The sequence below is a fragment of the Thermomonospora catenispora genome (genome assembly GCF_006363815.1).
Taxonomy (GTDB): domain Bacteria; phylum Actinomycetota; class Actinomycetes; order Streptosporangiales; family Streptosporangiaceae; genus Thermomonospora; species Thermomonospora catenispora.
Genome location: NZ_RRYT01000010.1, coordinates 33,017 through 47,936 on the forward strand (window position 1 = coordinate 33,017; position 14,920 = coordinate 47,936).

General features: G+C 74.4%; 9 protein-coding genes and 1 pseudogene. 8 read left to right on the forward strand and 2 right to left on the reverse strand.

The window, feature by feature from the left end:
* The first annotated feature begins 92 nt into the window (after window positions 1–92).
* From EIO00_RS10230 to EIO00_RS25155, 6 genes and pseudogenes are all read left to right on the forward strand, one after another.
* The gene (locus EIO00_RS10230) at window positions 93–2,276 is read left to right on the forward strand and encodes an acyl-CoA dehydrogenase family protein (protein ID WP_140177552.1); all 2,184 of its coding nucleotides are present in this window, start codon (window positions 93–95) and stop codon (window positions 2,274–2,276) included.
* A gap of 96 nt (window positions 2,277–2,372) precedes the next feature.
* Window positions 2,373–4,079: an MmpA family trehalose lipid delivery protein gene (locus tag EIO00_RS10235; protein ID WP_241661258.1), complete on the forward strand. Its 1,707-nt coding sequence runs from the start codon at window positions 2,373–2,375 to the stop codon at window positions 4,077–4,079.
* Window positions 4,076–4,198, forward strand: a complete 123-nt coding sequence (locus tag EIO00_RS25595) for a hypothetical protein (protein ID WP_277752867.1) — start codon at window positions 4,076–4,078, stop codon at window positions 4,196–4,198. Before EIO00_RS10235 ends, EIO00_RS25595 begins: the two co-directional genes overlap by 4 nt.
* Window positions 4,199–4,211: 13 nt before the next feature.
* On the forward strand, window positions 4,212–5,012 hold the full coding sequence (locus EIO00_RS10240; RefSeq protein ID WP_140177556.1) for a glycosyltransferase: 801 nt from the start codon (window positions 4,212–4,214) through the stop codon (window positions 5,010–5,012).
* Window positions 5,009–6,181 carry a glycosyltransferase family 4 protein gene (locus EIO00_RS10245; RefSeq protein ID WP_140177557.1) on the forward strand — a complete coding sequence of 391 codons (1,173 nt, stop codon included), beginning with the start codon at window positions 5,009–5,011 and terminating at the stop codon, window positions 6,179–6,181. The genes EIO00_RS10240 and EIO00_RS10245 overlap by 4 nt, the downstream gene beginning before the upstream one ends.
* Before the next feature lie 140 nt (window positions 6,182–6,321).
* A pseudogene (locus EIO00_RS25155) lies at window positions 6,322–8,220 on the forward strand (alpha-(1->3)-arabinofuranosyltransferase domain-containing protein); the annotation flags it as partial.
* A gap of 2,038 nt (window positions 8,221–10,258) precedes the next feature.
* Here the strand turns inward: EIO00_RS25155 and EIO00_RS25160 are convergent.
* The gene (locus tag EIO00_RS25160; RefSeq protein WP_140177561.1) at window positions 10,259–11,545 is read right to left on the reverse strand and encodes an acyltransferase family protein; all 1,287 of its coding nucleotides are present in this window, start codon (window positions 11,543–11,545) and stop codon (window positions 10,259–10,261) included.
* The gene (locus EIO00_RS10260; protein WP_140177563.1) at window positions 11,542–12,285 is read right to left on the reverse strand and encodes a class I SAM-dependent methyltransferase; all 744 of its coding nucleotides are present in this window, start codon (window positions 12,283–12,285) and stop codon (window positions 11,542–11,544) included. Before EIO00_RS10260 ends, EIO00_RS25160 begins: the two co-directional genes overlap by 4 nt.
* Window positions 12,286–12,495: 210 nt before the next feature.
* On the opposite strand from EIO00_RS10260, the gene pgfA reads away from it, so the two are divergent.
* Together pgfA and EIO00_RS10270 are read left to right on the forward strand one after the other, a co-directional pair.
* On the forward strand, window positions 12,496–13,542 hold the full coding sequence (gene pgfA, locus EIO00_RS10265; protein ID WP_140177565.1) for a cell envelope lipid trafficking protein PgfA: 1,047 nt from the start codon (window positions 12,496–12,498) through the stop codon (window positions 13,540–13,542).
* Window positions 13,543–13,728: 186 nt separating this feature from the next.
* Window positions 13,729–14,838: an NAD(P)H-dependent flavin oxidoreductase gene (locus EIO00_RS10270; RefSeq protein WP_140177567.1), complete on the forward strand. Its 1,110-nt coding sequence runs from the start codon at window positions 13,729–13,731 to the stop codon at window positions 14,836–14,838.
* The last annotated feature ends 82 nt before the right edge of the window (window positions 14,839–14,920 follow it).

Below are 14,920 nucleotides of genomic sequence, written 5' to 3' on the forward strand. Positions count from 1 at the left end.
ATTCGGTAAGCTGACCGCCTGGTCACGCGAGCGGCTCGGGACCGAGCCGCTCGGCGGCGTGGCATGACCGCGACCATGAACAAGGTGGCAGCATGGCGATCGGGCTGACCGAGGAACACGAGGCACTGGCCGCGTCGGTGCGCGGCCTGGTGGAACGGCACATCACCGCGCAGACGGTGCGCGCGGAGGTGGAGTCCCCACGGCGCGAGGGACGTCCCCCCTTCTGGGAGGCCCTGGCGGGGCAGGGGCTGCTCGGCCTCCATCTGCCGGAGGAGCACGGCGGCCAGGGCTTCGGCCTGGTCGAACAGGCCGTCGCCCTGGAGGAGCTGGGCCGGGCGCTGGCCCCCGGCCCGTACGTCCCGACCGTGCTGGCCTCCGCCGCCATCGCCGCGTACGGCGCCGACGAGGCCCGCGCCGACCTGCTGCCGTCCCTGGCCGACGGGTCGGCGACGGCGGCGGTGGCGCTGCGGGGGGAGTTCACCGCGGACGGCTCCCGCATCCGGGGATCGGCCGAGACGGTGCTCGGCGCCCCGCTGGCGGACCTGCTCCTCCTGCCGCTGGGCGAGGACGAATGGGCGGTGGTGGACGCCGCCGACGCCGTGATCGAGGCCGGGGACTCCCTCGACCTGACCCGCCCGGTCGGGAGCGTCCGGGTGTCGGACGCGACCGTCCCGCTGGAGCGGATCCTGCACGGACCGATCCGGGACCTCGCCGTCGTGGTGCTGGGCGCGGAGGCGTGCGGCCTCGCCGGGCGGGCCACCGAGGACGCCACCGCCTACGCCAAGCTCCGCGAGCAGTTCGGCCGCCCCATCGGGCAGTTCCAGGGCGTCAAGCACAAGATCGCCCGGATGCTGATCGCCACCGAACGGGCCCGGGCCGCCGTCTGGGACGCCGCCCGCGCGATCGACGCCGGCGAGCGGGCCGACCAGCGCGGGTACGCGATCGGCGTGGCCGGGGCGCTGGCCGGGGACGCGGCCGTGACCTGCGCCCAGGACAACATCCAGGTCCACGGCGGCATCGGCTACACCTTCGAGCACGACGCCCACCTGATCTACCGGCGGGCGCTGACGCTGCGCGCACTGACCGGCCGCGCCTCCGCCCACCACGCCCGCGTGGCGCGGCTGGCGCTGGACGGGCTCCGCCGCCCCATCGAGGTCGACCTGCCCGAGGAGGCCGCCCCGCTGCGCGCGCGGATCCGGAAAGAGGTCGCCGAACTGGCCGAGATGGACCCGCTCACCCAGCGGGCGGCGATGGCCGAGGGCGGCTGGGTCACCCCGCACCTGCCCAGGCCGTGGGGCCGGGACGCCGGACCGCTGGAGCAGATCGTCATCCAGCAGGAGCTGCGGCGCGCCGGCGTCCGCCCGGTGCCGCTGATGATCGCCGCCTGGGTGGTGCCGTCGCTGGTCCAATACGGCACCCCCGAGCAGCAGGAGCGGTTCCTGCCGCCGACGCTGCGCGGCGAGATCCTGTGGTGCCAGCTGTTCAGCGAGCCCGGCGCCGGCTCCGACCTGGCGAGCCTGACCACCCGGGCGGAGAAGGTCGAGGGCGGCTGGCGGATCACCGGCCAGAAGATCTGGAACTCGCTGGCCCGGGAGGCCCAGTGGGGCATCTGCCTGGCCCGCACCGATCCCGACGCCCCCAAGCACGAGGGCATCACCTATTTCCTGGTCGACATGGCCTCCGAGGGCATCGAGGTCCGTCCGCTGCGCGAGTGCACCGGCGAGGCGGTGTTCAACGAGGTCTTCCTCGACGGGGTGTTCGTGCCCGATGAGCTGGTGGTGGGGCCGGTCAACCAGGGCTGGAAGGTGGCCCGCAACACGCTGGCCAACGAGCGGGTCGGGCTGACCAGCTCCTTCCAGCTCGGCGCGAGCCTGCCCAAGCTGGTCGGCCTGATCAGGGAGCTGGAGCTGGGCGACGACCCGGTGGTGCTGGACGGCCTGGGCCGGCTGGCCGCCGACGAGCACGCCTACCTGCTGCTGGGGCTGCGCGCCACGCTCCGGCAGCTGTCGGGCACCGACCCCGGCGCCACCGCCAACGTCCGCAAGCTGGTGGCGATGGAGCACGGCCAGCGGGTCACCGAGTACGGCTTCACCCTCCTCGGCGAGGAGGGCGCGCTGACCGGCGGCCGCAAGTCCGAGCTGCGCCGCCGGTGGACGTTCTGGCTGCTGGCGTCGCGGGCGATGACGATCGGCGGCGGCACCACCGAGGTCAACCTGAACGTCATCGGCGAGCGCATCCTCGGCCTGCCCCGCGACCCGGAGCCGCCCCGCCGCTGACCGGCGGCGCCGGCCGACGGGCGCCCGCCGGCCGGGGCGTCCGCGGGCCGGGCGGACGGGACGATCGGGTAGCCTCCTGCGCCTATGGCGGGACGGATGCGGCACCTGACGGCCGCCCTGGTCGGGCTGGGGCTCGGGCTGGCGGCGCTGGGGCCGGCGCTCTCCCCCGGGTTCACGCTGGCCTACGACATGGTGTTCGTGCCCGAGCCCGAGTTCGACCGGATGACGTTCGGGCTGACTGGGACGCTGCCGCGCCATGTGCCCAGCGACGCGCTGGTCGCGCTGCTGGGCACGCTGCTGCCCGGCGATCTGGTGCAGAAGCTGATCCTGCTGTCGGTCTTCGTCATGGCGTGCACCTCGGCGGCCTGGCTGGTGCCGTCGGAGCACGCGGCGGCCCGGCTGGCGGCGGGCGTCTGCTACGCCTGGAACCCGTTCGTCGCCGAGCGGCTGCTGCTGGGCCAGTGGGCGCTGCTGCTGGGGTACGCCGCCCTGCCGTGGGCGCTGGGGCGGGCCGCCGGCGTCACCGCACGCGGCGGGGGGCGGCGGCTGCTGCTGTCTTTGGTGCCCGCCGGGATCGGGGGGTTCGCGGCGCTGGCGGTCTCCGGGCTGGCCGCGCTGGTCGTCGCGGTGACGGCCGCGCGCCCGCGGGCGACGGCGGCGCTGCGGGTCGCCGGGGCGGTGCTGGTGCTGAGCCTGCCGTGGCTGGTGACCGGTTGGCTGCGGCCCGCGGGGGTTCCGGCGGACACGGCGGCGGTGGAGGCGTTCGCGGCCCGCGCCGACACCCCGTTCGGGGCGGTGGGCAGCCTGCTGCTGCTGGGCGGCGTGTGGAACGGCGAAACGGTGCCCCGCCAGTACGGACACCCGGTGACGGCGACGGCCTGGCTGCTGGTGGTGCTCGCCGCCCTCGCCGCGTACGGGCATCGGTGGCGATGCGAGCGGGACCCGGCGTATGCCGGCGTCGCGGCGGCCGGACTGGCCGGGTTCGCGGTGGCCGCGCTGGGGGCGGTGGCGCCCTGGCTGCTGCGCGGACTGATCGCGCTGTGGCCGGGGTTCGCGGTGCTGCGGGACGGGCAGCAGTACGTCGCGCCGCTGGCGGTGGTCGTGGCCGTCGGGGCGGGGCTGGCGGTGGCGTGGCTGCTGCCGCGGGTGCCCGCCTTCGGCGTGGTGTGCGCGGCGCTGCTGCCGATCGCGCTGCTGCCGTCGCTGGCGTGGGGCGCCGCCGGACGGCTGCAGTCCGTGCGGTATCCGGACTCTTGGGAACAGGCCCGCCGGATCGTCCGGGCCGACCGCGTCCCCGGCGACGTCCTCGTCCTGCCGTGGGCGCCGTACCGGTCGTACCCGTGGAACGGCCACCGCCGGGTGCTGAACCCGCTGCCCCGCTATCTGCCCCGCCGGGTGGTCCTCAACGACGCCGTCACGGTCGGGGACATCACCGTGCCCACCGAGGACCCCCGCGCCAAGGGGCTCGACGCCGCCGTCCGCGGGCACGGGCCGCTGACGGCGACGCTGCGCGCCCACGGGATCAGGTACGTGGCCGTCGACGCCGAGGCGCCGTCGGTGACGGCGGCGCTGCGGGCCAGGATGCCCGAGGCGAGGGTCGTCCTGTCCGCTCCGGAGCTGACGTTGCTCCAGGTGCCGTCCCCACGACGACCCGTCGACCCCGCTCCACCGCAGGTCATAGTGGTGATAGCGTGGATTGTCACGATCGGCGTCGTTGGCTGGTCAATGTCCGGAACACCCATTAACCTTGTCGCTCACTCCACCCCGTTCAGCCGCAGAAAGGCCCCCCTATGCGGATCGTGATCGCCGCTGTCCTCGGTGTGTTCCTGGCCGGTGTCGGCTCGTTCGGTGTCGTTCAGCTGGTCGACTCCAGCCAGCAGGAGCCCGTCATCCAGCCGCTGTACAACTACGGCACCCGGTGATCGGCCGCCCGTGATGGGGCGTTCCCCGCGGCCCGCCGACGGCGCGCCGCAGCTGGAGATCGTCGTTCCCGCCTACAACGAGGAACGACGGCTGCCGCGCGGCCTGGCGCTGCTGGAGGAGCGGCTGGCGTCGCTGCCGGTGGCGGCCGAGGTCATCGTGGTGGACAACGCCAGCACCGACGGCACCGCCGAGGTGGTGCGGCGGTGGGACGGCACGGTGCCGGTCCGGCTGCTGCACTGCGCCGAACGCGGCAAGGGCGCGGCGGTGCGCGCCGGCCTGCTGGCCACCACCGCCCCCTACGTCGGGTTCTGCGACGCCGACATGGCCACCGAGCTGTCCGCGCTGCAGACGGCGCTGAAACTGCTCGACGAGGGGCGCCCGGTGGTGGTCGGCTCCCGCCGGCACCCCGACTCCGTGGTCGAGGGGTACGGGAAGCCGCTGCGCCGGATCGGCGCCCTGGTGTTCAACCTGATGATCCGCGACCTGGTCGGCGGCATCGCCGACACCCAGTGCGGGTTCAAGTTCTTCGCCGGGCCGCTGGCCCGCCAGGCCGCCGCAGACCTGCAGACCACCGGCTTCTCCTTCGACGTGGAGCTGCTGCTGCACTGCGTCCGGCGCGGCGCCTCGATCACCGACATCCCGGTGGTCTGGCACGACGTGCCCGGCACCACGTTCTCCCTGCGCCGCCACGCCGTCGGGTGCCTGCGCGACCTGCTGCGGATCCGCCGGACGGCCAGCCCCCGGCCGGACGCCGCGTCCTCCTCCGCCGTCGCCCTGGCGATGCCCGAGCCCCCGGCGCCCGGGACCCGATGACCCCTGGACCGGCGGGCCGTCGGCTGCGGCTGGCGGTCGTCAACTGGCGCGACCCCTGGCATCCGGCCGCCGGCGGGGCGGAGCGCTACGCCTGGGAGCTGGCCCGTCGGCTGGCCGCCGCCGGGATGGACGTGCGGTACGTGACGGCGCGGGCGCCCGGGCAGAGCCGGCGCACCGAGGCCGAGGGAGTGCGCGTGGTGCGGCTCGGCGGCCGGTTCACCGTCTACCCGCTGGTCCTGCTGTGGATGCTGCTCCGCCGCCGGAGCTTCGACGCGGTGCTGGACTGCCAGAACGGCATCCCTTTCTTCACCCCCTGGGTGCTGCCGCGCCGGGTGCCGGTGTTCTGCGTGGTCCACCACGTGCACACCGAGCAGTTCGGCCTGTACTTCCCCGCCTGGCTGGCCGGGCTGGGACGACTGCTGGAGGGCCCGGTCGCCAACCGGACCTACCGGCGGCACGCCTGCGTGGCGGTCTCCCGGTCCACCGCCCGCGACCTGCGCGAGAAGCTGGGCTGGCGGGGACCGGTGCACCTGGTCTACAACGGCCTCACCATGCCGCCCGGCCCGGTGCGCCCCGCCGAAGGGCTCGGCTCCCCGGCGCTGGTGTGCGTCAACCGGCTCGTCCCGCACAAGCGCGTCGACCGGCTCGTCGACCTGGCCGACCGGCTCCGCGACCGGCACCCGGGGCTGCGCCTCCACCTGGTCGGCGACGGACCGGAGGCCGGACCGCTGGCCGCGCTGATCGCCGAACGCGGCCTGGACGACGTGGTCGCCCTGCACGGATTCGTCTCCGAGGAGGACAAGGCCGCCCTGCTCGCCGGGGCAGACCTGCACGTCAACGCCTCCCGGGGCGAGGGCTGGGGACTGTCGGTGATCGAAGCGGCGTCCCTGGGAGTGCCCACGGTCGCCTACGATGTGCCCGGCCTGCGCGAGGCGGTCCGGGACGGCGAGACCGGCTGGCTCGTGCACGACGGCGAGGACCTCGCCGACGTGGTGGAGCGGGCGCTGAAGGAGCTGGCGGACCCCCGGCGCCGGGCCGAGATCGCCGCGCGGTGCCGGGACCGGGCGGCCCGCTTCGACTGGGACCGCAGCGCCGAACGGATGGGCGCGTTGATCCACCGGGCCGTGCACGCGAGGAGGAGCAGGGGGCGAGGACGCTGGTGGCGCTGAGGCGGAGCATCAGGGCGGGCGTGGACGCGCTCGCCCTGCGCCTGGCCGACGCCGACCGGGACACCGCCGCCGGGGAGGAGGACCTCGACGCGCGGCTGCGCGAACGGATCCGGCTGATCGCCTGCTGCCTGGCGCTGACCATGCTGGCCATGGCCACCCGGCCGGGCCGGATCCTGGCCGACACCAAGATCGACATGGCCGAGAACCCGCTGGGGTTCCTCGGCCGCGCCCTGCACCTGTGGGATCCCGAGCAGTTCGGGCAGCTGCAGAACCAGGCGGTCGGCTACTGGTTCCCGATGGGCCCGTTCCACGCCCTCGGCGACCTGATCGGGATGCCCGTCTGGATCGTCCAGCGGCTGTGGCTGGCGCTGCTGCTGTGCCTGGCGTTCACCGGCGCCCACCGGCTGGCCGCCCGGCTGGGCATCGGCGGGCCGCTGTCCCGGCTGGTCGGCGGGCTGGCCTATGCGCTCACCCCGCACGGGCTGGCCACCCTGGGGCAGATCTCCTCGGAGTATCTGCCGCTGGCGATGCTGCCGTGGATCGTGCTGCCGCTCATCACCGCCGTGCAGGGGGGAAGCCGCATCCGCGCGGCGGCCCGCTCGGGGTTCGCGGTGGCCTGCTGCGGCGGCATCAACGCCGCCGCCACCGTCGCCGTGCTGGTCGTCCCGTTCCTGTACCTGCTCACCCGGCCCCGCGGCGCGCCCCGGATCCGGCTGGCCGCCTGGTGGGCCCTGGCGGTGGGGCTGGCTTCGGCATGGTGGCTGGTCCCGCTGCTGCTGACCGGCACCTACGGGTTCTCCTGGCTCACCTACACCGAGAAGGCCTCCGTCACCACCGGGCCGACCGGCCTGCTCACCGTGCTGCGCGGCGCCGAACGCTGGGTCAACTACCTGGTCGTCGACGGGCAGATCTGGTCGCCGGTCGGCTTCACGCTGTCGCTGGGCGTCCTGCCGGTGCTGTGCACCGCGGCGGTCGCCGCGCTCGGCCTGGTCGGCCTGCTGCGCCCCCGCCTGCCGGAACGCACGTTCCTGCTGCTCACCCTGCTGACCGGCCTGGCGATCATCTCGGCCGGGCACATCAGCGCCGTCGAGGGGCCGCTCGCCCCTCTCATGCGGGACCTGCTGGACGGGCCGCTGGCGCCGCTGCGCAACCTGCACAAGTTCGACGGGCTGGTGCGGCTGCCGCTGGCGCTGGGCATCGCCCACCTGCTGGCGACGGTCCCGCGCGCCCGGCACCGGCTGCGGGTGCTGGCCGCGACGTACACGGCGCTGACGGGCGTGGCGGTCGCCGCGCTGAGCACCGGCCTGTCGGGCCACGGCGACTTCCCCCAGGTCCCCAAGTACTGGCGGGACGCGGCGGCCTGGCTGAACGCCCGGGCCGGGGAGCATGCGGTGCTGGCCCTGCCGGGCGCCCCGTTCGGCGAATATCTGTGGGGCCGGCCGATGGACGACATCATGCAGCCGCTGCTGTCGGCCCGCTGGGGGGTGCGGCAGCTGGTCCCGGCCGGCTCGCCCGGCTACACCCGCGCCCTGGACGCCATCGACCAGCGGGTGGTCACCGGCCGCTCCTCGCCGGGACTGAGCGAGTTCCTCGCCCGGATGAGCGTCCGCTACCTGCTGGTCCGCAACGACCTGGAACGCGACGGGCTGCGCGGCGGCTGGCCCGCCCGGCTGCACCAGGTGCTGGACGCCACCCCCGGGCTGACCAAGGTCGCCCACTTCGGCCCGCAGGTCGGACAGCGCAGCGGCGACGCCGTCTCCACCTTCGACCAGGCCTATCCGGCGCTGGAGGTCTACGAGGTCGCCGACGCCGACGACGTGGTCAGCGTGAGCGGCACCCGGGACGCCGTCCGGCTGTACGGGGGACCGGAGGCGATGCTGACGCTGGCCGACGGGCAGCGGCTGCGCGGCCGGCCCGTGCTGCTCAACGACGACGCCCCGCAGATCCCCGCGACCCCCGTGGTGTCGGACTCGCTGCGGCTCACCCGGCGGCAGTTCGGCGAGCTGCACCAGATCTCGCCGACCCTCACCGAGGCCGAGCGCGACCGGGCCGCCGACATCCTCGACGACGGCTGGGACCGCTACGCCACCACCGCGGTCTACGCGGGGATCGCGTCGGTGACCTCCTCGGCGTCGGCGGCCGACCCGGAGGCGCCGCCTCATCTGCACGACCTCGGCCGCAACCCGTATGCGGCGCTCGACGGCGACCCCTCCACGTTCTGGGAGGCCGCCAGCTGGGCGGGGGCCGAGAACCAGTGGCTGAAGGTGGAGTTCACCCGGCCCATCGACCCCGGCCGGGTGACCGCCGCGTTCGTGCAGAACGAACATCTGCTCGGCCCTCCGCCGAGCCGGATCGCCGTGGAGACCGAGGCGGGCGTCGTCGCGCAGCCGGTCCGGGCCGTCGCCGAGCCGCAGACGCTGCAGGTGCCGCGCGGTGCGACCCGGTGGCTGCGGATCCGGATCCTGCGGTTGTCCAAGCCGGTGGCCGCCCCGGTCTACGGACGCGCCGCGATCTCCGAGCTGACCGTGCAGGGCGTGCGCGCGACCCGCACCTTCCGGCTGCCCGCCCCGCGGACCCGATCCGACCGCCCGATCTCCTACCTGATGGAACGCGGCGTGGGCCGCGCCGACGAGTGCATGCCGGGCTCGGCGACCTGGGTGTGCAGCGCCTACCTGCACCGGCGGGACGAGGAGGGGCACGGCTTCGACCGGACGTTCTCCGCCCCCGCCGCCGCGCGCGGGACGCTCACCGGCACCGCGACCCTGGTGGATCCCGCCCTGGTCGCCCGCTACACCGGCGGCCGCGCAGGGGTGCAGGTCAGCGCCGACTCCGGACGGACGCACCCGGCGGCGGCGCCCAGGTCCGCCTTCGACGGCGACCCCGCCACCGTGTGGATCGCCGGGGACCGCGACACCCGGCCGGTCTACCGGATGCGGTGGCGGCGGGCGGTGGAGCTGGGGGAGATCACCGTCAAGCGCCCGGCGGGGGCGGGCGGACCGCTGCGGGTCACCGTGCAGGCCGACGGGGGGCGGCTCCGCGAGGGCTTCGTGGACGAGGACGGCGTGCTCGAGTTCGCGAAGCTGCGGACCCGCTCGCTGACGCTGACGTTCCACACCTCGACGGCGACGACCCTGCAGATCTCCGAGATCGAGGTGCCCGGGGTCGATCCGCTCCCGGACGTGTCCCGGGCGCCGCTCCGGCTGCGCTGCGGATTCGGTCCCAAGCTGCGGCTGAACGGCACTCTGATCGACACCAGGGTGACCGGCACCATGGGCGATCTGCTGGCGGGACGGCCGGTCCGCTACGAGTCCTGCCGCCGGGTCGAGATCACCGCCGGGGACAATCGGCTCACCGGGGTGCCGCTCGACCCCTTCCGGATCGAGTCGGCGGTCGTGGACACCGGCGGGCTGGGCACCCGCGTCCGGGGGGAGACCTCCTCGGTCGCCGTGCGGGAGTGGGGCGCCACCACCCGGGTCGTGGAGGTCGACGTCGCCGAGCAGTCGTTCCTGACGGTCAACGAGAACTACAACGCCGGATGGCGGGCCGAGATCGGCGGCACCGCGCTGCGGCCGGTGCGGCTGGACGGCTGGAAGCAGGGCTGGATCCTGCCCGCCGGCACCAGCGGCACCGTCACCCTCACCTACCGGCCCGACCGGGCCCACAAGCTCGCCGTGCTCACCGGGCTCGGGCTGGTGCTGCTGCTGACCGTCGGGGCCGCGACGCCGGGCGGACGGCGGCCCGGCCGGCGGTCCCCGACTCCGGCGCCGCCGCGGCGTGTCCGGCGCCGAAGCATCGTCCTGGCCGGCGTCGTCGCCGCCGGGCTGGGCGTGTGGACGGCGGGCGCGCCCGGCCTGGCGGTGGGCGCGGCGGGCGCGCTGCTGTTCGCGGGCGCGCTCCGGCGGGCGGCGATCCGCGACACCGCCGTCGCCCGCGCCCTGGCCTCGCCCTGGTCGGTCGCCGTGCTCATGGCGGCGGGCATCGGCTGCTGGCTGCTCGGTCAGGCGCTGCGGGGCGCCGGCAACCCGGCCGCCCCCACCGGGGCGCTGGCCGACGTGGCGCCGCAGCTGATCGGGCTGCTCATCGCGGCTCGGCTGGTGACGGGGCTGTGGCTGCCCGATCCGGTGACGGCCGCACCCGGCCCGCCCCGTCGCGGCGATCTGAGGTGGCGTCCGCCCACCGGTTCCACAGCCGCTGCGCCGGCCGCTCCACCAGGTGGAAGCACGCCGCCCCCGCCAGCACCGACGCCGCCGCCAGCACCGGCAGATCGGTGAGCAGGCTGCCGTTGTGCAGCCGGCCGGTCAGGTCGAACCAGGTCTGGATCACCAGCAGCTGCCACAGGAAGACGCCGTAGGACACCTTCCCCAGCCACCGCATCGCCGCGTTGCCCAGCAGCCCGTCCAGCATCGCGTGACCGGCCGCCGCCACCGCCACCGGCGCCACGAAGAACGCCGCGCACGCCGCGTACAGCAGCATGTGCAGCTGCGAGGTCCATGGCGCGGGCGACTCGCTCAGCGAGGTGGGACCGGTGATCGGCGTCGCGCAGATCACCAGCAGGCTGCCCGCCGCCGCCCAGCACGCCCCCCACGAGGCGGCCACCGACCGGCAGAACCGGGCGGCGGAGGACTCCGGCTCCAGCCGCGCCCACACCGTCACCACCGCCAGCGCCATCCCGATCGCGAACCATGCGGCGTACCGGATCGGCCACAGCCCCGTCTGCGAGGGGAGGCCGTCGACGAACATCAGGCCGGTCAGCAGCGGGGTCGCCAGCGCGTACCCCGCCAGCCCCCACAGCTGCCGGCGGGCCCGGGCGGCGACGTCCGCGCCGCCCCGCGACAGCCGGGCCAGCAGCCATGCGGTCGGAGGCAGCAGGAGATACCAGGCGACCTCCACCGACAGGCTCCAGGCCTGCCCGATCTCCCGGGGGCCGAGCGCGGAGGTGTACCACTCCTGCGGCAGGTACAGGTGGGTCAGCGTCAGCAGCCTCGCCCACGCGCCCGGATCCGTCAGGTGCTCCCGGTACGCCGCCGCCATCACCACGATCACCAGCGCCCAGTACGCCGGCAGGATCCGCACCGCCCGCTTGGCCAGATAGCGGCCGGTGGCCGGGGCGTTCCGCCCGCCCAGCGCGGCGTGCGCCCACGGCCGGTACAGCAGCAGGCCCGACAGCACGAAGAACACCGGCACCCCGACCTGCCCGGCGTTGAACACCCAGCCGCCCGGCGTCTGGCGGGCCATCGTCCCCGCGTCGGCGGCGACGTGGAACACCAGCACCGCCAGCGCCGCCACCGCGCGGACTCCGTCCAGGGTGTTCTGATGCCCGGAGATCTGCGGCACCGACGCACGGGAGGGGGGAGCGGCCATCATGCGGTCTTCCGCAGCACCAGGGCCAGATTCCAGGTCAGGACCTCCCGGACGGCGGGGATCCGCACGATGCCCTTGGCCCAGGAGGGGGCGTACCGCGGCAGTGCGTCGAGCACGCGCACCTTCGGGTTCCGCCGCGCCCAGGCGAGGGCGTCGGCGACGGACACCTTGTGCAGGGTGCGGCCGTACCGGTTCTTGGGCGGGCGGCCGTGCCGGCGTTCGTAGCGGCGCGCCGCACGCTCCCCGCCCAGATAGTGCCAGGGGGAGGTCTCGTGCCCGCCCCACGGTGACAGCCAGTTGGTGAACGCCAGATAGATCAGCCCGCCGGGCCGGGTGACGCGGACCATCTCCTCGGCCATCCGCCAGGGGGAGGGGACGTGCTCCAGCACGTTGGAGGAGAAGCAGACGTCGACGACCCCCGTGCCGAACGGCAGGTGCAGCGCGCTGCCGACGACGAAGCCCTCCGGCGGCGGACCGTGCGCGGTGATCTCGGCCAGGTCCAGGTCGACCCCCGCGCAGCGGGCTCCGGCGCGTCGCAGCTCCCGGGTGAAGAACCCCGGGCCGGCGCCCACGTCGAGCGCCGTGGCGCCGGACAGGTCGGCGTAGCGGGCGAGCTGCGCCACCGTGTCGCGGGCGAGCAGCTCATAGAAGTACTCGGGACGGGTGCGCTCCAGACGGAACGCCTTGGCCAACCGGAGGGTGCGGGCCAGATCGGCCCGGTGTCGTTCGCGCGGCTGCAGCATCGCCTCATGACCTTGGGTCGTCGCTTTGGGGCGGGAGCCTACCCTTAGGCGGTCACTGGTCGTGATAAGCGAATCGTGACCCGTCCTGTAGTGTTACGGCAGCTTCGGGCGTCCATGGGCCGGCGGAGCGCGGCGCCCGTCCCCCCGACCGCGACGGGCCGTCGACCTCGCGCACCATGGCCCGCCCATCGGTGAATCCAGGAGGCACGCATGCGGCGATCGCTCGGCCTGGTGCTGGTCGCCCTGGGATCCTTCCTGCTCGCGCTGGCTCCGATGTCGTTCTTCTATCTGACGGGGCGACTGGTGCGGGCCCCGCTGAACCACTACCAGACGACGGAGCTGGAGGCGCGCGATGCGCAGTACTACGACCTGCTGACCCGCAAGGTGCGGACCGGGGCGACGCTGGGGGCGATCAACACGGTGCGCGGCGACACCCGGGCCAACCAGGGCGACGACGACATCGCGGTGTGGGACTCCATCACCGAGATCTACGACAAGGACCTCAAGAAGCAGATCGAGTTCCAGACGTACCGGATCGCCTTCGACCGGCGCAGCGGCCGGCTGGTCGACTGTTGCGGCAGCCATGTCGGCGGGGACACCTCGGTGCGGATGTCGGGGTACGGACTGCTGTTCCCGCCGGGGAACGTGGACAAGCGGACCTATCCGTTCTTCGACATGACCACCCGGCGGACCGTGCCGATGCGGTTCGAGGCTGAGGAGACCGTGCACGGGCTGCGGACGTACCGGTTCGTCCAGCAGGTGCCCAAGACCCGCGTCGCCGCGGTCGACATGCGGCCGACCGGGAGGATGCTCGGCATCGCGGGGCAGGACCGGCGGACGTTCAAAGTCGACCGCTACTTCGCCGCCACCATCCGGGTGTGGGTGGATCCGCGCACCGGCATCCCGATCAAGCACGAACAGGACGTCAGCAGCACCGTGGAGACCGGGGACGGCCGCGGATCGATGGTCATCGCCCGGGCCCGGCTGATCACCATGGACCGCGACCAGCGGCGGAACGTCGAGGAGTCGAACGAGTACGCCTTCCGGCGGAACCTGGTGCAGCGGATCCTGCCCGCCGCGGGGCTGGTGTCGGGACTCGTCCTGCTGGGGGCGGGGATCCCGCTGTCCCGAGGCGGCGGCGACTCGGCCGACGACGACGTCGCCTCCGCGCCGCCGCCCCGTCCGGGCATCACCCGCAAACCGGACGGCCGGTTCGGCACCGTCTCCCGCCCTGGAGGCCGGCCCGGGGCGGGGTGAGGGCCCGCCCGCGCTCGTCCGCCGGGGCTCCGCAGCGGGCACGGCATGCGCCCCGCCGATCCGGATCGGCGGGGCGCGCATCTTTTTGGTACCTGTTCTACGTCCATGCGTCCGACCCCGTTGAGCTTTGAAAGGCAAAACTAGAACCTGTTGCAGTTTGCCGGGTCGGCGGCTTACAGTCATGGCGTGCGGACACGAGCAACCGAACTCTTCGGCATCGAGTACCCGATCTTCGCGTTCAGCCACTGCCGCGACGTGGTCGCGGCGGTCAGCCGCGCCGGCGGCATGGGCGTCCTGGGGGCGCTGTACTTCACCCCCGAGGAGCTGGAGATGGAGCTCGCCTGGATCGACGAGCACGTCGGCGGCAAGCCCTATGGGGTGGACGTCGTCATGCCCGCCGCATACGAGGGCGCCGACCTCGGCGACGCCGAGGAGCTGCTGACCAGGCTGCAGAGCATGATCCCCGAGCGGCATCGGCGGTTCGTCGAGGAGCTGCTGGCCGAGCACGGCGTCGAGCCGTCCGCCGAGGGCGCCGACCGGGTGCTGCTGGGCTGGACCGACGCCACCGCCCGGCCGCAGGTCGAGGTCGCGCTGCGGCATCCCATCGCCCTGCTGGCCAGCGCGCTGGGCCCGCCGCCCGCCGACGTGGTGGAGGAGGCGCACCGGCGCGGAGTCAAGGTCGCCGGGCTGGCCAGCAACGCCCGGCACGCCCGCAAGCAGGTCGCCGTGGGAGTGGACATCATCGTCGCGCAGGGCACCGAGGCCGGCGGGCACACCGGGGACGTGTCCACCATGGTGCTCATCCCCGAGGTGGTGGACGCCGTCGGCGGGGACACCCTGGTCCTGGCCGCCGGCGGCATCGGCCGGGGCAGTCAGATGGCGGCCGGCATGGCCCTGGGCGCGGACGGGGTGTGGACCGGCTCGATCTGGCTCACCGTGGACGAGGCCGACACCCCCGAGATCGCCCGCGAGAAGCTGCTGAAGGCCACCTCCCGCGACACCGTCCGCTCCCGCTCGTGGACCGGCAAGCCCGCGCGTCTGCTGCGCACCGCCTGGACCGAGGCCTGGGAGAGCGAGCGGTCCCCCGGCTATCTGCCGATGCCGATGCAGTTCATGCTCATCTCCGACGCCCTGCGCCGCATCCATCGCTCCGGCGACGGCGAGCTGGTCACCTTCCCGGTCGGCCAGATCGTCGGCTCCATGAACCAGATCAAGCCCGCCGCCCAGGTCGTCTACGAGCTGGTCGAGGAGTACGTGGACGCCATCGAGCGCCTCAACAAGATCACCGAGGGCTGACCCGCCCGCGCGCGGCGGGTCCGCCCTCCGCGGAGCGCCTCCCCGTCCCCTTCCCGTCGCTCCCCGCCGCATCGGGCGCGGC

What these genes read in the sequence shown, in the direction of transcription:
- EIO00_RS10230 (WP_140177552.1), top strand. Translation starts at nt 93, where the DNA reads ATGGCGATCGGGCTGACCGAGGAACACGAGGCACTGGCCGCGTCGGTG.
- EIO00_RS10235 (WP_241661258.1), top strand. Translation starts at nt 2,373, where the DNA reads ATGCGGCACCTGACGGCCGCCCTGGTCGGGCTGGGGCTCGGGCTGGCG.
- EIO00_RS10240 (WP_140177556.1), top strand. Translation starts at nt 4,212, where the DNA reads ATGGGGCGTTCCCCGCGGCCCGCCGACGGCGCGCCGCAGCTGGAGATC.
- EIO00_RS10245 (WP_140177557.1), top strand. Translation starts at nt 5,009, where the DNA reads ATGACCCCTGGACCGGCGGGCCGTCGGCTGCGGCTGGCGGTCGTCAAC.
- EIO00_RS25160 (WP_140177561.1), bottom strand. Translation starts at nt 11,545, where the DNA reads ATGATGGCCGCTCCCCCCTCCCGTGCGTCGGTGCCGCAGATCTCCGGG.
- EIO00_RS10260 (WP_140177563.1), bottom strand. Translation starts at nt 12,285, where the DNA reads ATGCTGCAGCCGCGCGAACGACACCGGGCCGATCTGGCCCGCACCCTC.
- pgfA (WP_140177565.1), top strand. Translation starts at nt 12,496, where the DNA reads ATGCGGCGATCGCTCGGCCTGGTGCTGGTCGCCCTGGGATCCTTCCTG.